This window comes from Terrimonas ginsenosidimutans, assembly GCF_022012415.1.
Lineage (GTDB): Bacteria > Bacteroidota > Bacteroidia > Chitinophagales > Chitinophagaceae > Terrimonas_A > Terrimonas_A ginsenosidimutans.
Window position 1 is genome coordinate 209,446 of sequence record NZ_JAKLTR010000012.1, and the last position, 20,347, is coordinate 229,792.

At 46.2% G+C, this 20,347-nt stretch carries 17 protein-coding genes; 4 read left to right on the plus strand and 13 right to left on the minus strand.

Translation table 11 applies throughout. The annotated features are described in order from the left end of the window. Window positions 1-150: 150 nt before the first annotated feature. The 5 genes from LZZ85_RS18575 to LZZ85_RS18595 form a co-directional block, all read right to left on the minus strand. Window positions 151-849, minus strand: a complete 699-nt coding sequence (locus LZZ85_RS18575; RefSeq protein ID WP_237874845.1) for a hypothetical protein — start codon at window positions 847-849, stop codon at window positions 151-153. Next, window positions 846-1,211, minus strand: a complete 366-nt coding sequence (locus LZZ85_RS18580) for a YybH family protein (RefSeq protein WP_237874846.1) — start codon at window positions 1,209-1,211, stop codon at window positions 846-848. Before LZZ85_RS18580 ends, LZZ85_RS18575 begins: the two co-directional genes overlap by 4 nt. 2 nt (window positions 1,212-1,213) lie before the next feature. Continuing rightward, complete coding sequence (locus LZZ85_RS18585) at window positions 1,214-1,864, minus strand: NADPH-dependent F420 reductase (protein WP_237874847.1); 651 nt, start codon at window positions 1,862-1,864, stop codon at window positions 1,214-1,216. A gap of 99 nt (window positions 1,865-1,963) precedes the next feature. Continuing rightward, window positions 1,964-2,581: a Crp/Fnr family transcriptional regulator gene (locus tag LZZ85_RS18590; RefSeq protein WP_237874848.1), complete on the minus strand. Its 618-nt coding sequence runs from the start codon at window positions 2,579-2,581 to the stop codon at window positions 1,964-1,966. Between the two features lie 496 nt (window positions 2,582-3,077). Then, on the minus strand, window positions 3,078-3,371 hold the full coding sequence (locus tag LZZ85_RS18595) for a hypothetical protein (protein WP_237874849.1): 294 nt from the start codon (window positions 3,369-3,371) through the stop codon (window positions 3,078-3,080). Between the two features lie 126 nt (window positions 3,372-3,497). Here LZZ85_RS18595 and LZZ85_RS18600 point away from each other — a divergent pair, with 126 nt between their 5' ends. The 4 genes from LZZ85_RS18600 to LZZ85_RS18615 all read left to right on the plus strand — a co-directional run bounded on the left by LZZ85_RS18600 (window position 3,498) and on the right by LZZ85_RS18615 (window position 6,703). Continuing rightward, a complete protein-coding gene (locus LZZ85_RS18600) occupies window positions 3,498-3,824 on the plus strand; it encodes an ArsR/SmtB family transcription factor (protein WP_237874850.1) in 327 nt (108 codons plus the stop codon). 55 nt (window positions 3,825-3,879) lie between these two features. Then, on the plus strand, window positions 3,880-4,725 hold the full coding sequence (locus tag LZZ85_RS18605) for an arsenite methyltransferase (protein ID WP_237874851.1): 846 nt from the start codon (window positions 3,880-3,882) through the stop codon (window positions 4,723-4,725). A gap of 84 nt (window positions 4,726-4,809) precedes the next feature. After that, the gene (gene arsB / locus LZZ85_RS18610; RefSeq protein WP_237874852.1) at window positions 4,810-5,898 is read left to right on the plus strand and encodes an ACR3 family arsenite efflux transporter; all 1,089 of its coding nucleotides are present in this window, start codon (window positions 4,810-4,812) and stop codon (window positions 5,896-5,898) included. A gap of 31 nt (window positions 5,899-5,929) precedes the next feature. Further along, window positions 5,930-6,703, plus strand: coding sequence for a metallophosphoesterase family protein (locus LZZ85_RS18615; RefSeq protein ID WP_237874853.1), 774 nt, complete (start codon window positions 5,930-5,932; stop codon window positions 6,701-6,703). A gap of 722 nt (window positions 6,704-7,425) precedes the next feature. Here the strand turns inward: LZZ85_RS18615 and LZZ85_RS18620 are convergent. The 8 genes from LZZ85_RS18620 to LZZ85_RS18655 all read right to left on the minus strand — a co-directional run bounded on the left by LZZ85_RS18620 (window position 7,426) and on the right by LZZ85_RS18655 (window position 20,129). Beyond that, the gene (locus tag LZZ85_RS18620) at window positions 7,426-7,905 is read right to left on the minus strand and encodes a DUF6265 family protein (RefSeq protein WP_237874854.1); all 480 of its coding nucleotides are present in this window, start codon (window positions 7,903-7,905) and stop codon (window positions 7,426-7,428) included. Window positions 7,906-7,909: 4 nt separating this feature from the next. After that, the gene (locus LZZ85_RS18625) at window positions 7,910-8,278 is read right to left on the minus strand and encodes a VOC family protein (protein WP_237874855.1); all 369 of its coding nucleotides are present in this window, start codon (window positions 8,276-8,278) and stop codon (window positions 7,910-7,912) included. Between the two features lie 71 nt (window positions 8,279-8,349). Further along, window positions 8,350-9,165: a helix-turn-helix transcriptional regulator gene (locus LZZ85_RS18630; RefSeq protein ID WP_237874856.1), complete on the minus strand. Its 816-nt coding sequence runs from the start codon at window positions 9,163-9,165 to the stop codon at window positions 8,350-8,352. 119 nt (window positions 9,166-9,284) lie between these two features. Continuing rightward, window positions 9,285-11,690: a glycoside hydrolase family 31 protein gene (locus LZZ85_RS18635; protein ID WP_237874857.1), complete on the minus strand. Its 2,406-nt coding sequence runs from the start codon at window positions 11,688-11,690 to the stop codon at window positions 9,285-9,287. A gap of 63 nt (window positions 11,691-11,753) precedes the next feature. After that, window positions 11,754-14,375 carry a glycoside hydrolase family 31 protein gene (locus tag LZZ85_RS18640; protein WP_237874858.1) on the minus strand — a complete coding sequence of 874 codons (2,622 nt, stop codon included), beginning with the start codon at window positions 14,373-14,375 and terminating at the stop codon, window positions 11,754-11,756. A gap of 25 nt (window positions 14,376-14,400) precedes the next feature. After that, entirely contained in the window at window positions 14,401-16,344 is a 1,944-nt protein-coding gene (locus LZZ85_RS18645) for a glycoside hydrolase family 97 protein (RefSeq protein ID WP_237874859.1), read from the minus strand. Window positions 16,345-16,395: 51 nt separating this feature from the next. Next, window positions 16,396-19,026 carry a xylan 1,4-beta-xylosidase gene (gene xyl3A, locus LZZ85_RS18650; RefSeq protein WP_237874860.1) on the minus strand — a complete coding sequence of 877 codons (2,631 nt, stop codon included), beginning with the start codon at window positions 19,024-19,026 and terminating at the stop codon, window positions 16,396-16,398. A 473-nt stretch (window positions 19,027-19,499) separates the two neighbouring features. Next, window positions 19,500-20,129, minus strand: coding sequence for a DNA alkylation repair protein (locus LZZ85_RS18655; RefSeq protein WP_237874861.1), 630 nt, complete (start codon window positions 20,127-20,129; stop codon window positions 19,500-19,502). Window positions 20,130-20,347 lie beyond the last annotated feature (218 nt).

Below are 20,347 nucleotides of genomic sequence, written 5' to 3' on the forward strand. Positions count from 1 at the left end.
TCCCCCATAAAGACACTTTGAGTATCTGAAGATAGCGATTGTTGATGGTAAACGCTGGACCTGCCGGGTGAACGGTGAACATAGTTTAGGATGCCGCAAATGTGGGATAGTAATCGCGTTGCAGGAATCCTTATTGGTTCTGTACATGTTTCATTTAGCCGGGATGAATCTAAACTCCTTAAAGTACCCTTCGGTCCCAATATCAACCCAAAGCCCGATCGCACCATACGATTGAGTACCGCGCGGCTCCATGACGCTCAGGACAGGTATTTTCCCTTCATTGATGTATAAGCGTCGCGCGTATTTTGTAATCTCCAGTCTGAGGCTGATCCATTCATTCAGGCCTATGTCCGCCCCTGATTCATAAATGCCCGGCGCTTCACGGCGCAGGCGATCAAACTTATGATCGGGGTAAGCAAAGTATTGAACGGCATGGCTTCGCATGGCAGAATCCGTTGATCGTCCGTTGGAAGGGCGAAGATAAACGGATTCAAAAGCCTTATCATCCTCTCCGATATAAAAAACGAGACCAATAAAACCACGCGCCTGTTTAAAGGGTGAATCAGGTTTTATCCGGCTGAACACCTTAACTTCGATCACTCCTGCACTCACATCATGGGCAAGCCATTTCACATACGTCGGCTGGTCGACTGTTGCCGCCAGCCTTGCAGTATCAAATGGTAAGGCTTTAAGGTCGCGTTCCACTTTCAGTATTTGTTCACTACCAGAATCTACAACAGTAGCCTTAACATTAATAGGTTGCCAGGCTCCGCCCTGCCAGCTGAACTTTTGGTTGCAACCGGCAAGTGCAAGGGCCAGGACGGTGATTATAGTAGGCGTTTTATTCATCTTGACGGAAGAATGCGATGATCCGCGACGGTGTGATAGCGGATCATTCCCTTTTCTATAATAAAAGTATCTGAACCCATCGGTATAGATGCCGTTGGCGATTCGCTGCTCCAGGCAATATAAGCGACCGGGCCGGAGAGTTCCTGCCGGATCATCTCAAAGGATGAACCGGTAGGAATCAATTGGAAGAAATGTTCAAAGAACGTTCTGATGTTGGCCAGACCAACAACCGCACCATCTTTGGTCAGGATCACCGATTCTTCCGAATAATCTTCTAAAATGGCCTCCAGGTCATTTGATCCAAATGCCGAGAGATGATGATGTAGAACCTCAGCGATGGTTCGTGTTTGCTCTACAGGCATGCTTAAATTTTTGTTTTGGCTTCTGCCAGGGTTACCGTCTTGCCGAGTGCGCCAAACTGGTGCAGATCGCCGAATACTTCCATCCGGATGGATTGGTCGATGCCGCCAATGCGCAGTGGTTCAAAACCTACAGCACGGATCAGGTCTTCAACAGGTCCATTGACCGCTGCATCATCTGCTGCATAAAATAACACGGCTTGCTCAGGTGAGCCAAATGCAGCAGCACTCAATGATTCGGCACCGAGGCTTCCCAATGCTTTAGCAAACCTTGCTCCGGCTGGCAATATTGAGGCGAGTACCTGTCCTGAAGACTGGTCCTGCGGAATGATCTTTTTAAATCCACCTTTTTCATCAGGGGCGATCGGGTTAGATGGGTCTATGATGAGTTTGCCGTTCAGTTCGCTTGCGTAAGCTTTCAAAAATTGTTGAATACCATCAAAATAAATGGCGGGGACGATGATGTCCGCTTTCGCAATCGCGTCCCTGATCTCAAGCGGTATAGCAAGCGACCCTAGTTCATCAGCGGTCTTTTGCGCTTTTGCCAGTGTTCTTTCTGCTACCAGGACGGGGCTCCCTGCTTTCACGATGTTTGCCGCCACTACCCGGCCAATACTACCCAGGCCGACCACGGCGATGGTTGAAGTCTTTGTCATTGTTTTTGGGGGAAGGTTTGATTTGCTTCCGGGTACAAAGCTCCGGCCATACCGTGTGTTCAACCAATGATCTTGTTCAATAAATAGACTTGATGTAGTTTAAGAATTGTCTGATCCCTGCTTTGCTTTCTGATTGCGGAGGCGGCTTAAGAACTCTGGAGTTACACCGAGATAGCTGGCAATCTGGACCTGCGACAAGCGAGCACTTAACTCGGGATAACGGTCCAGAAATGCCTGGTAGCGGTGCTCCGCTGTCGAGCTGATATTGTGCAGTAAACGCTCCTGCAGATTGATAAAGGCGTTTTCCACCAGCACACGAAAGATGCGATTTAACCGGACAGACTTCTCATAGAGTCTGACTAATTCATCACGCGTGATCTGCAGCACCACCGTATCTTCGAGTGCATCAATCGATAACGCGGTGGGCTTCAGGCCATGAAAACTGCCAAGGTCACTGATCCAATGATTCTCCGGAGCGAATTGCAAAGTATGTATGGCGCCTTTTTCATCGATTTTGTACAAACGCAGGCAACCGCGTACTACAAAATTGAAATGCAAGCACGAATCTCCTTCCTGAAGTACGTACTGTTTTTTGCGGTAGAGCCGGGCATGAAACGAGGCGGCAACCCACGCAACCTCTTCCGCACTTAACGGAAGTATGTTGTTGAAGTAGGTAGTCAGTATATCCGGGGATACATCCGTTTGAGAGCGGCGCATGCGTTGTACGTTTAATCCTTCTGTAGCGGCAAAGATAGGTTTTCAGGGATTGCTATTGATCCGTAGGACAATACTTATAATCGCTGCTCCTTACGCCTAACCAACAGGATTTTTCATGGTTAAGCATATTTTCCCGCCAAACATAAAAAAGTGGGCGCAAATCGCAAAAGCCCGAATCAGGTTGTAAAGCCTCAGGATGATCTTTTTTCAAGGACAGTATAAAATTTCCACGGATTTCGCTGATTTGGTCTTTACTATTACCTGACTTTGATTTGAGATGATGAATATTCTTTACCCGGACGTATAGCTCCCGCAGACAATTAGCTGAATCCGGAAGCCATTGGTGAATCTGCGGATCCAATAAAGGTTTTTACTGCTTTTGAAACATGTGTCGCTGGTAGTGATCCAAGATCTGCGAACTCTGCGGGAACCTTACGCCAGGCGACTTAATCTGCTGATCTGGCGGCCCGGGTAAGTTGTGTTTGAGACTGCCTAATCATTGTCCGGTATACCACAAATTCCTGTTCTCTTCAATTGCCGGGCGCAGATATTTGTTGAAGATCTCGATCAAATAGGGATAACTCAATGCATCATCCGGATAAATGCTGCAACGATATCTTTCATCGTGGTTATGTTCATCATATTCAACAGATATGACAAATCCCCTTTCGGGTTCAGAAAAATCAAACCGAAAAGTCCCTTTACGATTTGCCTTTTCCGAAACGGCGGTGAACCGGAATTGCTGGCCAAAATCGCTCACCCTGATCTCATTGATCCATGTTTGATGCATAGTCGAAGGAGTTGATTACTGTAAACAGCAAAAAATCGACCGCTTATTCACAAAGTCCCCTGTACTTGTAAGAAACTTTCAAAAAAAATTGCCGGATTCAAAATACATCGTAATATTGCGATATAAATGGGACTTACAAAAACGGAAATATTCACTGAAAAGCAGAATAAGCTGGCCACAATGCTGAAAGCAATCGCTCATCCGGCCAGGATTGCTATTATTCAGCACCTCATCAAAGCGCAGGCCTGTATATGTGGTGACTTGGTGGAAGAACTGGGACTGGCCCAGGCAACCATCAGCCAGCACTTGAAAGAACTGAAAAACGCCGGTCTGATCCAGGGTACGATCGAAGGAACCAGTGTATGCTATTGCATCGATCCGAAAGTTTGGAAACAATACAAAACAGCCCTCGAAGGATTCTTTGCAATGGAGATCAGCAATAACTGCTGCTGATTTTTTTTGAACTTATTCATCGCAATATTGCGTTATACCAATAAAGATCACAAACATGGAAACACCCGAACAATTAAAAGAACTGGTACGGCAGAAGTACAGCGAAATTGCCCTCCAGGATAAAGAAGAGAACGCTGCTTCCTGCTGCGGTTCAGGCGGCTGCTCAACAGAAGTGTATAATATCATGACGGACGACTACAGTGACATGAAGGGGTATACTCCCGATGCCGACCTGGGTTTAGGTTGCGGTCTTCCCACTCAATTTGCAAGGATCAAAAAGGGTGATGTAGTCGTAGATCTCGGCTCCGGCGCCGGCAACGATGCCTTTATTGCACGCGCGGAGACAGGTGAAACCGGAAAAGTAATTGGCATTGACTTCACCCCTGCCATGATCAGCAAAGCACGGCTTAACGCGGAAAAACTTGGCTTTCACAATGTAGAATTCCGCGAGGGAGATATCGAGCACATGCCGGTGAATGATAGTATTGCAGACGTGATCGTCAGCAACTGTGTGCTGAACCTTGTTCCGAATAAGGAAGGAGTGATAAAAGATATATTCCGCGTACTGAAGCCCGGCGCTCACTTCAGCATTTCCGATATCGTATTGGAGGGCGATCTGCCGTTGAACATTAAAACAGCCGCAGAAATGTATGCCGGTTGCGTATCCGGTGCTATCCAGAAAAAAGACTATCTCTCCCTGATTGAAAAAACCGGTTTCAGTGACATCACAGTTCAAAAGGAAAAAAAGATCATCGTTCCGGATGACATCCTTTCTCAATTCCTCGATGCAGAACAGTTGACCGCTTTCAAACAAAGTGATACCGGCATCTACAGCATTACGGTGTTTGCAAAAAAACCGGGCGGGCAAACTGCGTGCTGCGCACCCGGTTGCTGCGATTGATCCGATGAAAGCTCATACAGTTAAAACGCTACAGATGCCCGATGGCCACTGGATGATGGCCGTTGTCTCAAAAAATACACATACATGAGTGCTAATAATTGCGCACCCGCTGCTGAACGGAAAAAACTAAGTTTTCCCGACCGTTACCTGACATTGTGGATCTTTCTGGCGATGGCTTCAGGAGTGGGTATTGGTTATTTCTTTCCCCGCTCTTCGGCCTGGATCAATTCTTTTTCATCTGGCACAACAAATATCCCGCTGGCGATCGGGCTAATACTGATGATGTATCCTCCGCTGGCAAAAGTACGTTACGAAAAGATGGGCGAAGTATTTAAGAATGTGAAGATCCTTGGAACTTCCCTGTTACTCAACTGGGTGATCGGACCGCTATTGATGTTCTTTCTGGCAATCATCTTTTTGAAGGATCACCCCGCTTATATGACCGGTCTGATCCTGATCGGACTTGCAAGATGTATCGCCATGGTGATCGTCTGGAATGAACTCGCGGAAGGGAACAGGGAATATGCAGCGGGATTGGTTGCCCTCAACAGCATCTTCCAGGTGATCTTCTTTAGCTTCTATGCTTACCTGTTCATTACCGTGTTGCCGCCGCTGTTTGGAATGACGGGAGCAGCCGTCGATATCAGCATTGGCCAGATTGCAGAAAGTGTAGCGATCTATTTAGGAATTCCTTTTGCCGCAGGTATCCTGACCCGTTTCGCCTTACTTAGGTTAAAGGGAGAAGAATGGTATCAAAACAAATTTGTTCCTCTTATTTCTCCTGTCACTTTGATAGCATTGCTGTTCACAATTATTGTTATGTTCAGCCTGAAAGGAGAATTGATCGTTAAGATCCCAATGGATGTGGTACGCATTGCGATTCCGCTGATGATCTATTTCGCGATCATGTTCCTGGTGAGTTTCTTCATCGGCAAAGCTCTCGGGGCAGACTATTCGAAGAACGCTTCGATCGCCTTCACTGCAGCAGGCAATAATTTTGAGCTCGCTATAGCGGTGGCTATTGGAGTTTTCGGGATTAACAGCGGTCAGGCATTTGCCGGAGTTATCGGACCATTGGTGGAAGTGCCGGCGTTAATTGCCCTGGTGAATGTAGCGTTCTGGCTCCGGCGGAAATATTATCTTCCGAAAGACGCAAATACCCAACCATCATGAATCAATAAAACTAAATCCATTTATATTTTTTATGAGAATTGCTTTATTCAGTGACATTCATGCCAACCTGCCGGCATTGGAAGCCTTTTTCGACCATGTAGAAAAGCAGCAGGCAGATGCGATCTACTGCCTCGGAGATCTGGTTGGCTACAATATCTGGCCCAACGAAGTGATCAATGAGATCAGAAAAAGAAAGATCCCCACTATTGCAGGAAATTATGATTTTGGGATTGGCAGGGAAAGCAATGATTGCGGTTGCGCCTATAAGTCAGACGAAGAAAAGGCTAATGGCGCGATCTCTATCAGCATGACCAACCAACTTATCAATGAACAGGAGCGCGCATATCTGCGCACCTTACCCGCTCATATCAACGTTGAGTTTCAGTTGAACAATGACAAGCTGAATTTATTACTGGTACATGGCAGCCCGCGACGTATCAATGAATACCTGTTTGAAGACCGGGAAGAAAAAAGCATGTTACGGATCATGCAGGATGCCGGTGCGGATATTTTATGCTTTGGACACACGCACAAACCTTATCACCGGATCCTGCCTTCGATTCCGGAAGAAAACGAACATTATCGGCATGCGATCAATATAGGATCTGTCGGTAAACCAAAAGATGGCGATAGTCGCGGCGGTTATGTGCTCCTTACTATCCATCCTGACAGCAGCATTTTTTCAAAAGAAACGGTACAGGTTGAATTCGTCCGGTTCGACTATGATATTGAGAAAGCTGCAAGAGCGGTTGAGAATAGTGCGCTACCTGATGCCTATGCAGAAAGCCTGCGCAAAGGTGTGTGACTTACGATAGAGACTTCTTCGCGGCGACGAACTCATGAGTATGCCCTGCGTAAGGTTTCCGAAGATTTCGCTGATTTTACCTCCACCGTGGTTGCAATATCGCTTAGTAAATGAATACTTCTTTTTTTTGGAGTGCGCAGATTTCAAATACAGGCTATCCATATGAATCAACACTGTACGATAATGGTAAGGATAAAATCTGCGTAATCCACAGGAAACTTATGCTAGGCTTATTGGGGATCACTATCGCAGGAAAGACAATTTTGCGCAAACCAATCTCATTCAGACTGACGGATTCGTTGTATACCTTCCAGCGGATGTTCACCCTAGCGGTATTTTTGTGTTTGATTGTTTCAGTAATTCTTTCCTGTTCCTTCTATTCAGCCTTGTTTTGGTCCGATTTACCATTGTGGGTTGGATAGACGTATTCACGCGGCAGCCTTCCCGGAATATACTGCTCGAAAATATCCGTAATTCAACAAAACAGGGAGCTATTACTTCACGCGTGGTGCTTTATGGGCAACCATATTCGCCTGCCGGTTACAGCTGACAAAACGGATCTCCGTGTGTTATCCGGGAGAGATACGTATGTCTCTGCCTAAGCAGGACTCCTGACTGTTCGTCGGTTCAATACCTGTTAGGTCGAGGATTAAAGAGAATAGTCGTTTTTGTTAACGGTCACTTCGGAAAAATACTTCACTCATAACAACGTTGCATGAACTTTACCTGATTCGTTTCATGGGAAAAGCTTGTCTGCGCTCCTGCCCGTTTCTACTCCCTCCTATTTCCGCAACTAATGAGTCTGTAGCAATTTGGGTATACGAAATTGTTTTTGGAAAATCGTGTTGGGGATTTTCAAACACCATTTTAGTTGCTGAAATAGTTGTGGCGGCAAATCGAACAGGAAAAGCATCATTTTGATTTTTAACCGTGGGGACATAAAACAATCCGTCTGTTTCCTGCACCAGTCGTATTGTTTCAAAAACAATAGTATCCCGATCCTTTAGGATGTAGCTCTTCCCGGAGAATTCGTCTGCGCTCACTTTCCTCCAGGTTTCGTAAATAGTTCCTTTTGGGGTCTTGTTCTCCCAGGTTCCGATCAGCCATTCCGTTTTCTTGATATCTCTTGCCGGCTTTGTCGTCCAGGCATAAATAAAAACGAGGCTGACAATAACAATGAAAAGTTTCATTTCTTTTTTCATGTTGTTAATTGATTGAATGAACAGCTAGTCTATTACCTTCTGTGTCTATAAACATACCGAAATATCCCATTTCAGGACTGATCTGGGTTTTGGGAACAATTACTGTCCCCTTGTTTTTCCCTACCTTATCTAATACAGTCTGCAGATCATTCCCACCATTCAGATATACAACCACTCCTTCTTCTGAGGGTTTATAATCATCGCCCTGCACGATCGCTCCGGAAACGTTTGTTCCATCGGTTGGGAAAAAGCCCATTTTGGTACCAAACATGTCGGTCTCTTTGATTTCCAGATCCAGAACGGATGTGTAAAAAGACACGGCCCTGTTAAAATCTGTTGCCGGAATCTCAAACCAGGTGATTAAATTCTCCATTGTTAATTATTTATGTCAGGCCACAAAGTTGATTTGCATTTGAAACTAAAAATTGTAAAAATGCGACAAGACTAATCCGTACCGTAAAAAAGAGAGGACATTTTCAGGTTCGTTCCGTAAAATTCTTTGGGTGTAAATCCTGTAAATTCTTTAAAGTCTTTAATAAAATGAGCCTGGTCATAATATTCATTCTCGTATGCGAGGGCGGTAAGGCTGGTAAATTTTTTATTGAGCAGCATTTTTAGCGTGGCCTGTAATCTTATGGTTTTGGAAAGCTGTTTGGGACTTAAACCAATCGCTGACGAGAACTTTCGTTCCAGTTGTCTCCGGTTCGTGTTGATCTGCCTGGAAAGTTCATCTATAGAAAGCTGTCCGTTGGCTGTCAGGATCGTTTCAACTGTTGATTTAACGATGCGGTCAATGGTTTCGCTGGCCGACAAACGTTCCAGTAAAAATGTTTCGATCAGCTCAATCCTTTCCATTGTGGAGTTCGCATTTATGATCTTTTGTTCGATCTCCTGCCCGCTCTTACCAAACAATTTCTCCAACGACACGGCTGTATTTTCCATTTCCTTTATCGGAATCGTAGTAACAGGCAAGAATCCGTCAGGCTGAAAGCGAACAGAAAATATGCCGGTCTCCCCGGTTGGTTCTATTTCAAGCGGTCGTGTCAGTTGCCCCATGACAAAACATTTAGGCTGAATGATACTATTGCAGTTTTCAGTGTATTGCTTATAGAGATCGCCATAATGAAAAATCATTTCCATGCAGCCGTCGGGAACGATCGTTTGCTTTTCGGATTTATCTTGCTTTGGGCTTTCCAATGTCCAGTAGCATTTGATAAGTGGGGCTAAGTCATTATGCGGTTGAAAAGTTTGATAGTTCATTTGTTTCCTGTTTGCGGCTTAAAAAAATACAGGCTACAGCGATTGATCTTCAGAATGATCTGATCCGCTAAAAAATTCTTTAGCAAAATGAAGAGGCTGTCAAAATCTTGGCGACCTTCCTACAGTTTCACTTTTACCTGTTTCCCCGCATAATTAACGTTCGAGGTTTTACCAGCCTGCTGCTGCACTAAGGTCACATTGAATTTTCTGTTGGAAAGCATTCCCGGAAATGCGCCCGCCCTGTCCGCAATCGTCAATATCTTTTTCTTATCATCCCAGCGGAAAGTGATGGTTGAGAAGACCCCTTTCTCATAGTTGTAATTATCGTTCTCGTCTTCATACAATACAAACTCACCGTCTGCGCCGGGATATACACGGATCTCTAACTCATCCCATTTCTTTTCAGTGGCATACTGAACGGAAGGCCCCGCAGGAAGAATTGAACCAGCTTTTACAAAAACAGGGATGATATCGATCGGCGTTTCCTTCTTCACCCACTGTCCTCCGTTGTTTGGCTCACTGGTCCAGAAATCAAACCACTTGCTGCCGGCTGGCAGGTAGGCATCTCTTGTTCTGACCGTACTGAAATCTTCCGCCATAGTTGTATCCTTTCCTGCGATAACCTTCTTTACATACATCGGTTTCACTACAGGGCAAACCAGTAACGATTTTCCAAACATGAACTGATCGCTGATCGGAAGAACATTCTTATCCGAAGGAAAGTCCATCATCAGTGCACGCATCATGCTCGATTGATTGGCCGTTACCTGGTAAGAGGTGGAGTAGATATAAGGCAGCAAAGTATACCGAAGCCGGATGAACTTTTCTATAGCATCATAGACCTTGTCTCCTTTCTTACCAAACTGATAGATCTCTCGCGGCGCATCTGCACCATGGGAACGCATCATGGGGTTAAATGCACCGAATTCCAACCAGCGCGTATACAACTCACGATATTCCGGATCATCCAGTTTTCTCCTGAAATTCCAAAGAAAGAATCCTCCGATATCACTGTTCCAATGCGGAATGCCTGTCAATGAAAAATTCAATCCTGCAATGACCTGGTTATGCAAAGCATCCCAGGAAGACACGACATCACCCGACCATGTATTGGCACCATAACGCTGTTGACCTGCAAAGGCCGAACGCGTCAAGATGAAGACACGTTTGCTGTTATCAACCTTTCTTTGATTCTGATAAACACCACCAACCGTCATCAACGGATAAGCATTGCGGACGCGACGGAAAGAACCGAGAAACGTTTTTGTATTGAGATCAGCATCCGTCGCATTGAAATGATCCGGCTCAGAGGAATCCATCCACCAGCCATCTATACCGATCGAATGCATATTCTTCAGGTATTTCCAATAGATATCACGCGCTGCCGGGTTGTATGCATCATACACCCGTACACCAGAGGGATAGTTCGGGTTGGGTGGCCATTTCTCAGAACCCGATTCGGGCCATGTTTTGAAATTGAACAACGCATTGATCTTCTCGAGTTCTTTATACTGTAATGTTTGCGGCCCGAAGCTCGACCAGATCGAAATGATCATGTGAGCATTTAACCGGCGAACATCTTCCACCATTTTTTTGGGATCAGGAAAGTCCACATTCAGAAAATCCATTGCATTCCAGAGATAGTTGTTCCCCCAATACTGCCAGTCCTGTATCACACCATCCAACGGCACATTCAGCTGCCTGTACTTTCGCACTACGTCAACCAATTCGGCCTGGCTCTTATAACGCTCCCTGCTTTGCCAGAAACCATAAGTCCATAGCGGGAACATAGGAGCCTGACCAGTGAGGCTGCGCATCTGTGCGATCACGCCGTCTGCATTACCGCCGTACATAAAGTAATAGTCGACGCAATCACCCACTTGTGAACTGAATGAAGTTGCGGCTGTATTATCTTCAAATATTGTAGGAGAATAATTATCCCAGAAAAGGCCGTATCCTTTTACTGATTGAAAGAAGGGTACATAGTCGTCTGTATTACCCTGCACCATATTCATCTTCAGGTTACGCTGGATCATCTTGCCACGCTGTTGTGAACCGAGGCCATAGATCGCTTCCTCCGGATCCAGCTCAAAAGCCTGTTTGATCGCATAAGAACTTACGCCCGCATCATTGAATGGCTCAAACGATGTACTTCCGGCTTTCTCTTTCAGCAAAGGAGTTTTGCTTTTCTGACCGAGAAAACTGACCTGCCCGTCACTCAAATTAACAGCAACGTTCACCTGACCACTGCTAACGGTTACTGTTCCTGCTGAACGCTTCAGGGAAACATTCACCTTTACCGGCGTTGCAATCACCGACAAACTTTTCGGATCCGTTTCTTTCCCTGCAGGATATTTCAATACACGAACAGTCGATGCGTTATAAAATTGCAGTTCAACAGTTGTTGTGTTCAAGGCCAGCTTTACTCCACGTTCTGTTTGCTGAACGTCCTGTGCAATACACTGCAGCATGATTACCATAAAAAATACGGTGAAAACATGTTTGCTGAATTTCATTACTATCATTCGCATTCGTTTTTTGTTTCTTAAGAATATCCGCCGATAGCGGTATAGGCAGAGCCGGCCCACCTATTCATTGCCCAATAAAATACCTGTTTTCTTACCCGTATAAGTGATTGTTTTCAGGGACCGGCTTTCCCCCACGCCATAACCATTTGTGTGATCTGCGGGCACGAGCTTAAAAACATACTGTTTGCTGGTGGTCATATATTTTCCTTCCTGCGCCCCAATCGTTAGTGTATTCAACTTGTCATTCCAGGAAAAAGGGATCGCCTGGTAGTTACCTTTCTCATAATTATAATTATCACCTTCATCATTGTACAGGGTAAATTGGCCATCAGCACCGCGATAGATCCTGATCTCCAAAGTATCCGTTTTCTTCTCTCCAGTATATTGCATAAATGGCCCCATAGGAACAATAGATCCGGCTTTTACGAGCAATGGTAGCCGGTCCTGCGGAGCATTGACAGCAACGCTTTGTCCACCGTTGAAATGCTGCCCCGACCAGAAGTCATACCACCCACCTGCAGTGACGGGGAGATACACCGGCCAGTCTTTTACTCCCGGCGAAGTGACCGGTGCCACAAGAAAAGCTTTACCAAACATATACTGGTAGGCTTGTGAGATCGCAGCCGTATCATTTTTAAAATCCATCACCATCGGGCGCATCATCGTTGAGCCTTTGCTGGAGATCTGCCATCCTTCGGAATAAATGTACGGCATTAAACGGTAACGAAGATCAAGCATGGCACGCATGCCATTCATCACCGTATCACCATATTTCCACGGCTCCGTCTCGGTCTGATACCCATGCATGCGGAAGATGGTATTAAAAGCACCCCATTGAAACCAACGCAATAAAATATCGTGATATTTTGGATCCGTGTATTGCGTTCTGCCCGGCCGGAAGAATCCGCCGATATCGGTTGTCCAGTAAGGCATACCGGTCAGCGAAAAATTCAGTCCTGCCACGATCTGTCTCTTATACGCATCCCAATCCCAACCAATATCGCCAGACCAGTTGATCGTCCCGAAACGTTGTTGTCCCGGAAAAGCCGAACGCGTCAATGTCACAACTCTTTTATTCGGATCAGTCATACGCTGACCATCATACACTGCTTTACTGACGAAGAAGGGATAGACCAAACGGTAAAATTCACCGGGACCAAAAAAAGTTTGCTTTCCTTTCAACGCATCATTCTCGGGCTCGGTTGCATCCATCCACCAGGAGTCTACACCATAAGCAAACAGGTTTTTATTTAATGCATTCCAATGCGTTTGCTGCGTTTGCGGGTTAAAAATATCTATCCAAGGGCTGTTCGGGATGTACAGGTTCTTATCAAGATAATCTTTCGCGACCTCAGATTTCTTATCAAGATTCTCCCAAACAGAGATAGAGAACTTTGCATTAAGATCGTGTAATTGCCGTATGAATTTTTCCGGTTCAGGATAGTTCGCTTCATCAAACTTAGGAACACCCCAACCATATTTCCCCCAGTATTGCCAATCCTGCACGATCACATCAACAGGAAGTTTACGCTTGCGGAATTCCTGCACCGTTTCCACCAGATGTTTACCTGATGTATAACGTTCACGGCATTGCCAGAATCCATACGCCCAAAGTGGTAACATCGGTACATTGCCGGTGAGATTGCGGTAACCCGCGATCACTTCATCAGCACCATTGCCCTGGAGAACGATATAGTCGAGCGATTTTGCATTTGGTGACCGGAACGTGGTTACATCTTCCGTCATCTTCCAGGAGAGCGAAGGGCGATTATTGCCCTGGCACACCACCTGCACTTTATGCCGTCCTGCTTTCAACCGTATATTTTTACTGGCGGCAGGTGGCAGCCATTGATTTGACTGATCGATCAGGGGCACGCCATCAATCACTACCAGGTGCCGGCTATCCATTCCGCCGAGATCAAGCATGATGGTATAGGCACCATCTTTCGGCATATTAAATTCACCAGAATACAACGCCTGGCGGCGAAATACTTTCTGAGTCCCCGCTGTGGTCGTCACTTCCAATTCTCCGCCACCGGCCGCTGAAGTATCCGTCTTTATTAGCGTGATGCGATTGTCAGCAGGATTAAAATCAGTGATCCCATACTGATGCCACAAGATGCCATATCCTTTGCTTGAATAAAGGAACGGGATCGCAATCTGTGAATTCACCTGTATCAGTTGACGCGTGATATTTTTCAAATTATAATGACCATCCTGGAACTGCCCTAATCCAAACAGGTATTCATCAGCAGGTGATTCGAATTGTTGTTCTGCAATAAAACAGGATTGTCCCGCAACCGTGTCCGGTTGCAACCTGCGGCCTCCGGCTTTTTCGCGAAGAAAGGTTTTACCTGCCGCGTCTTTGTATTCAATACTGCCGGTTTGTTTATCAAAATACACTGATACAAACCTTGTGCTTAACCGGAGCTTTTGTCCCTCCGCTGATACTTTGAACGCTATATTTTTCTGCAGCGCATTCAGCACAAATTGTTGCTCTTCTTTCACACCATTTTTTTCCCACTGTACCCTGATCGCTCTGTCTGCCAGTGGATGGATATTCAGTACTCCTTCCCCCAGACGAATTGAAAGCCGATCCCGTTTCACTTCATGGCCGCGATAGACCTGCGCTGACACAAAACACGGCAGAATGAATAAACAAAAAATAAATAATGATCTCATCTTGTTGTACCAGGTTTATAATTTCCTATTGAACAGGTTTGAAGGATGCTGCGAAGCCGCCGCGACGCAAGAGACGCACATCAACGGAATCCGATCGCTGCACCATGCGATAAGATGGCAACAACTCTTTATCATGTTTGCCATCTGCGATCAGTATCATTTTATACTTCACTCCTTCCTGTAAAAAATCAAGTTTGATGGTCTTTTTCTTTTCACGGTTCTGGCCATTGATGGATCCTACGTACCAGTTATCGCCCTTCCGGCGCGCCATAGAGATCTCCTGGCCGGGATAACCATCCAGCAGTTTAATATCATCCCAGGCATTGGGCACATCACGCAGAAAAGTTCTTGCCGCATCCGGCAATGAATAATAACCATCGGGACGATCAGCAAGGTGCTGCAGTCCCGATTCGAATAATACACTCAGGGCAAGTTCATGTCCATACGAGGTAATATGCGGATGTTGTGAATTGGTGAATGTTACCGGTGTATAATCCATCGCCCCCACTACATTCCTGGTGAAGGGAAGAATGGTATTGTGTGAAGGGGCAGCATTCGTAAAGTCAGGAACATTGTTATACCATTCAGCTCCTCTCACCGCTTCATACGTCATCAGGTTCGGATATGTTCTTGCCCATCCACGCGGTACAAGACAGCCGTGGAAATAAACCATGATCTCGAATTGCGCAGCATCGCGGACAATATCGAGATAATATTTGATCATATCCTGCTTCTCGCTTTCAAAGAAATCCACTTTGATCCCGTCCACACCAAGCTTTTTCAATTTTGCAAATTCTTCCACGCGATTCTCATGGGTCAGCATCCGATCCTTCGGCGTGGCATTGACCCATGTATGATTGCCCCCAGAGTTATACCACATAAGCGGTTTAACCCCTTTGGCATGAATATACCTGATTGCATCTTCAAGCTTTCCGCCATTGCCCATGGCATCCCATTCCCAGTCGAGCAAAGTATATGGCCAGCCCATCGCCGCAGCCAGGTCGGCAAACTCGCAAACCGTTTTAAAATCTTTTGTACCGTGATTGTCTGACCAGTAGTTCCAGGATACCAATCCCGGTCTGATCCACGCAGTATTCGTGATCCGTGATGGCGGCGACACATCATCCACCAGTGTGGATTCAACAATATCTGACAGGCTTCCGATATTGATCACACGCCAGGGCGACTTCCACGGCAAATTGATCGTGGGCGTTGACTCTCCCTGCCCTCTCCCATCTTTAGGGTTCGGAAAGCTTAATTTGTATTTCGATGAATCAGCCATATTGCTCAGCTTTGTTCCGCAGTAGGTTTCATCCAGGTCAGCTTCATGCAGTAAAAACCAACAGGTGCTGTCGGTCGATTTGAACAATGCCGGATAACACCACTCGCCCGGAGTAGCCTGTGCATTCTTCATTTCCGTATAATAACCTTCATTCGCGGGATTCCATTTCTCCAGCCATCTTGTTGTCTCGCGGCTGATGCTATAGCTTGTCAGTTCATCCTTCACCACGAAACTTCCCTGCTTATCAGGAAACTCATAGCGGAAAACAACCCCATCATTGTAAGCGGCTATGATAATATTGAGCTTTGCTTTTGAAGGATTTTCAAAGCTGGCTACCACCTGGTTGCCCGTATTGCTGTGAACGGATCTTTTTCCATGCACCGTCGTGTATTGTTCTTTCAGCAACGCCGGCTTGCCTGCTCTAATGAACTTTAACTGTTTGGAAAAATCCTGGTCATTGCGGATCAACCCGAGATCAATACGCGGAATAGCTGTTACTGCTGTATTATTATGCTGATAGGAAACTTTCAGGTACCACTCACCTGTATTGTTTTGCTGCTGGCATAGCAGTTCAGCTTTGATCCTTTTATCGGGCGATTGTATAGTGATGCTTTGTGAAAAGACCTTTCCACCGCTGATCAATTGCAGCAGAAGCACCAGGACCAACGACCGTATATATTTATTCACTCAGCGGTGGTTTAATGATCAATTTTATTTCACTATTTATAAACGAAGGATCTACTGAACAGACACTGTCAGTTTACGCAGATCTTTATCCGCAGAACTCGTTCCGTATAAGATCTCATACTGTCCCGGTATTACTTTCATTTCAAGTTGTTGCTCACCATAAAATTCAAAGGAATTATACGGAAGAGACAACACGGCATTGGCCGACTTACCCGCCATCAACTCTATCTTTTTAAATGCCCTCATTGTTTTCAGAGGGCCCTCTGTATCATTTGTTCTCCGGATATAAACCTGCAATACTTCCGTACCTGCGCGTTTGCCGTTGTTACTGACCGGAACGGTCAGTGTAAGCTGATCATTTTGTTTGATGAATGATGAAGAGAGACGGCCTTCACCTATCGCAAATCTTGTGTAGCTCAATCCGTATCCAAAAGGGAAAAGCGCATCGTTCATGAAACGATAGGTCTTTCCTTTTAATGAATAATCTTCAAAATTGTCGGGCAGTTGTTTGGTGTTCCTGTAAAATGTAACAGGCAATTTACCTGATGGGTTATGATCACCGAAGAGTACATCTGCTACAGCCTGCCCGCCTGATTGCCCGCCATACCAGGCTTGCAATATCGCATCGCAGCTCTCTGTTTCTGGTGTCAATGCGATCGCGGAACCGGAACAGTTCACGAAGATCACTTTCTTACCCGCTGCTTTCAATGCTTTCAGGCAATTGCGCTGCACTTCGGGCAATTCGATATCTGTTCTGTCGCCACCTTTAAAACCCGGGAAAGACACAGGCATTTCTTCACCTTCCAGCAAGGTGGACAAGCCTCCGGCGTATACCACGACATCAATGCCTTTCAATTGATCGATCAGCAGGCCGAAATCGATCGGGTTCTCTTTACCAAAATCAATTTCAAGATTGGCCTGCCAGTTGTTCGACTGTGCGAAGCGGATCTCGATCTTGTATGTTTTACCGCGTTCAACTTTATAAGGGAATCGGGCTGGTACGGTTCTCCAGTTGGTATATTTTACAAGAGACTGGCCATTCACCAGTAATTCAAATTCACCGGTTGCGCCACCTTTGAAGACTACTTCTTCCGTTTCAGGTGCGGTAAATTCTGCTTCGTACAAAGCGGAGAAACCCTCGAGTTTCACACCCGAAGCAAATTCATGCTGGCCTGCCGTGGTCAGCTTCAAGGGTTCAGTTACCTGGACGGTGATCGCGGGCTGACCACTTCTCTCTTTGTTGTTCCAGTAAGTTGCTTTGAAGCCTTTTTTGCCTTCGTGCAAAAGTTTGGAGAAATAAGTTTCCGTCACTTTGTTCTCCACAAGATCTGTGGCTTTATTATAGAATACATTGCCGGGTTTAAGTTTGGACTGAATGCCTTTGAGGATGGTCACAGTGCTGACCGGCGTACCGTTATAGTTACCCCACAGCATCGGTTCATTATCTGCATTGGGCCCGATCACAGCGATCTTCTTCGCGGATCTGCTCAGTGGAAGAAGATTATTGTTGTTCTGCAAAAGCGTCATGGACTGCCGCGCCATATCTAGTGCCAGTTGCTGATGTTTTTTACTGTTGATCACTGATGCCGGTGTAGCGGCCCATGGCACAATGCCATCGGGATCCATTTCACCGAGTTCAAAGCGCCCTATCAGTACACGCAGCAGGCTTTCATCGATCTTTTTTTCATTGATCAATCCTTTCTTCACTGCATCCGGAAGATTCGCATACGCGTATCCTTCCCATACACATTCCACATCTGTTCCGGCGAGGACGCCTTTCGCAGCAGCGTGTGAAGGAGTGGACGATACTTTATGGCTGGTATAAAAATCCGTGATCGCACCACAATCGGAGACAACCAGATGTTTAAAGCCCCATTGTTCGCGAAGGATATTTTGCAGCAGGCGGTTATTTGCACAGCAGGGTTCATCATCCAGGCGCTGATAGGCGCACATCACCTGGCGTACATCAGCATCCTGCACCAGGGCCTTGAAAGCGGGCAGGTAGGTTTCCCAGAGATCGCGGGGTTTAACCGCATTCAGATTCAGTTCATGCCGGCTCCATTCCGGACCTGAATGCACGGCATAATGTTTCGCACAGGCGAGCAGCTTCCGGTATTTTGCGTTGGGTGGACCCTGCAGACCTTTGACTACGGATACACCCATGCGGGTGGTGAGATAGGGATCTTCGCCGTATGTCTCCTGCCCCCGCCCCCAGCGCGGGTCGCGGAAGATGTTGACATTGGGCGTCCAAACCGACAAGCTTAAAAACCGTTTATTCTCGCCACCATTGCGGATCGTTTCGTGATACCTGGCCCGCGTTTCATCGGATACGGCGTCGAAGATGATCTGCACCAGTGAATCGTTGAACGAAGCCGCCATCCCTATCGGTTCGGGAAAAACAGTAACACCATTATTATTGGCCAGGCCGTGAAGCGCTTCACTCCACCAGTTGAATTTTTTAATACCCAGCCGCGGAATGGCGGGCGACTGGTCCTGCATCAGGAGTACTTTTTCCTGGAGGGTCATTCGCGAGATCAGATCTTTCGCGCGCGCTTCCGAAGTCAGTGCAGCATTACGAAAGGGAAGTTCCTGGGAAAATGACGCGTTACAGCAGAGCAGGTTTATGGCAATAAATACACAGAGATACCTGTATAACAGACTGCCCGGTATTTTCTTCATCATATTTAATTAGGCTGATGGATCAGGTTAAAGTAGCCAGGGAAAGAATCGGTAAGAGAGACCGGGATGATCCGGCGCCAGTCAGGCACTGATCGGATTGGCTTGTTTGGAAACATAATGCAATCGTTTTAGCTCCGGTGGAAAGAATAACCGGAAATACCCGATGAAAATAAGGCTATAGCGACGGCATACCTGATAATTTTGTCTAATCCTCTACAACAAATGTATAATTGAATAATTTCAGCATTGATATTCAACCTAATATAATGAGGCCTTTTCCGACATTGGTCGCAATCGGTTGTGCTGGATGGAAGGGCGGCCCGCTCTTCGCGGATGGATCATGCAGATAAGGTTCCCGCTGATTTGCGCAGATAGCGGCGCAGATACGCAGATATCTCTCTGTCATCCGCGACTGATCTGCGCATCTGCGTCTTGATCTGCGCTTGATCTGCGGGAACCTTACGATCTCCGAAACTTCATTTTTTGGCTTCGATCAGTTTCTTTATCGCTGAAACGGTTTTATCGGTTACATCCCAACCCGCAATTTCCCGGTCCACAAGATCCTTGTACTTCTTCCGGATATCCCGTAACGCATTGCCAACGGATTTTACCAGGTACTCTGTTTCATCAGCTTTGACCCTTAGTTGGGATATGAGTTGGATCGCTATCTCCGGGTTTTCTTTGAAGAAAGGCCGGCCGGTCCAGATCCGGAGGCCTTCCACCACCGCCCTTCTTAGGTTCGGATCTTTAGCCGAAAGCCATTTCTTAATAAGCGGCAAAGATTCCTTATATCCTTTAGAGTGGCAATAATGATCGAATGCCTTGGCCAGCATTTCCTGCACACGCCAGTTGTCGTCCGCCGCCACTTTTGTTTCGAGCACCTTCAAGGCCTTCACATTAACGGTGGAAAGTTGTCCCAAAAGATAGGTTGCCAGCATTCTTACCTGGTAACTATCATCTTTCAGGTATGTTGTTGCGAGGGCAAAATGATCAGCAGAAGCGTCGGCCAGTATGCTGTCACCCGCAGCACAGATATGTTTGAATCCGTGTTCGACACCTTTAATTTGATCAATTGTTTTGTTCACCTTATCCCTGGTATGGCTCATTGATCATGTTTTGAATTCAAACACGAACTTAGTTAATATCTGCTGCAGACTTTATGACTTTGATCAGGGTTGACCGGGATAATGGAGGATAAACCCATGGGCCAATGACGCATTTCAGCGAATCCGATAAGCGGCATTAAGAAGCAAATAGCAGAGTGGCCGGCCATTGGAGACCACTGCTGCTTTCTGTTGAAAGTCAAACGAACCATACTAAGACC

What these genes read in the sequence shown, in the direction of transcription:
- LZZ85_RS18575 (WP_237874845.1), bottom strand. Translation starts at nt 849, where the DNA reads ATGAATAAAACGCCTACTATAATCACCGTCCTGGCCCTTGCACTTGCC.
- LZZ85_RS18580 (WP_237874846.1), bottom strand. Translation starts at nt 1,211, where the DNA reads ATGCCTGTAGAGCAAACACGAACCATCGCTGAGGTTCTACATCATCAT.
- LZZ85_RS18585 (WP_237874847.1), bottom strand. Translation starts at nt 1,864, where the DNA reads ATGACAAAGACTTCAACCATCGCCGTGGTCGGCCTGGGTAGTATTGGC.
- LZZ85_RS18590 (WP_237874848.1), bottom strand. Translation starts at nt 2,581, where the DNA reads ATGCGCCGCTCTCAAACGGATGTATCCCCGGATATACTGACTACCTAC.
- LZZ85_RS18595 (WP_237874849.1), bottom strand. Translation starts at nt 3,371, where the DNA reads ATGCATCAAACATGGATCAATGAGATCAGGGTGAGCGATTTTGGCCAG.
- LZZ85_RS18600 (WP_237874850.1), top strand. Translation starts at nt 3,498, where the DNA reads ATGGGACTTACAAAAACGGAAATATTCACTGAAAAGCAGAATAAGCTG.
- LZZ85_RS18605 (WP_237874851.1), top strand. Translation starts at nt 3,880, where the DNA reads ATGGAAACACCCGAACAATTAAAAGAACTGGTACGGCAGAAGTACAGC.
- arsB (WP_237874852.1), top strand. Translation starts at nt 4,810, where the DNA reads ATGAGTGCTAATAATTGCGCACCCGCTGCTGAACGGAAAAAACTAAGT.
- LZZ85_RS18615 (WP_237874853.1), top strand. Translation starts at nt 5,930, where the DNA reads ATGAGAATTGCTTTATTCAGTGACATTCATGCCAACCTGCCGGCATTG.
- LZZ85_RS18620 (WP_237874854.1), bottom strand. Translation starts at nt 7,905, where the DNA reads ATGAAAAAAGAAATGAAACTTTTCATTGTTATTGTCAGCCTCGTTTTT.
- LZZ85_RS18625 (WP_237874855.1), bottom strand. Translation starts at nt 8,278, where the DNA reads ATGGAGAATTTAATCACCTGGTTTGAGATTCCGGCAACAGATTTTAAC.
- LZZ85_RS18630 (WP_237874856.1), bottom strand. Translation starts at nt 9,165, where the DNA reads ATGAACTATCAAACTTTTCAACCGCATAATGACTTAGCCCCACTTATC.
- LZZ85_RS18635 (WP_237874857.1), bottom strand. Translation starts at nt 11,690, where the DNA reads ATGATAGTAATGAAATTCAGCAAACATGTTTTCACCGTATTTTTTATG.
- LZZ85_RS18640 (WP_237874858.1), bottom strand. Translation starts at nt 14,375, where the DNA reads ATGAGATCATTATTTATTTTTTGTTTATTCATTCTGCCGTGTTTTGTG.
- xyl3A (WP_237874860.1), bottom strand. Translation starts at nt 19,026, where the DNA reads ATGATGAAGAAAATACCGGGCAGTCTGTTATACAGGTATCTCTGTGTA.
- LZZ85_RS18655 (WP_237874861.1), bottom strand. Translation starts at nt 20,129, where the DNA reads ATGAGCCATACCAGGGATAAGGTGAACAAAACAATTGATCAAATTAAA.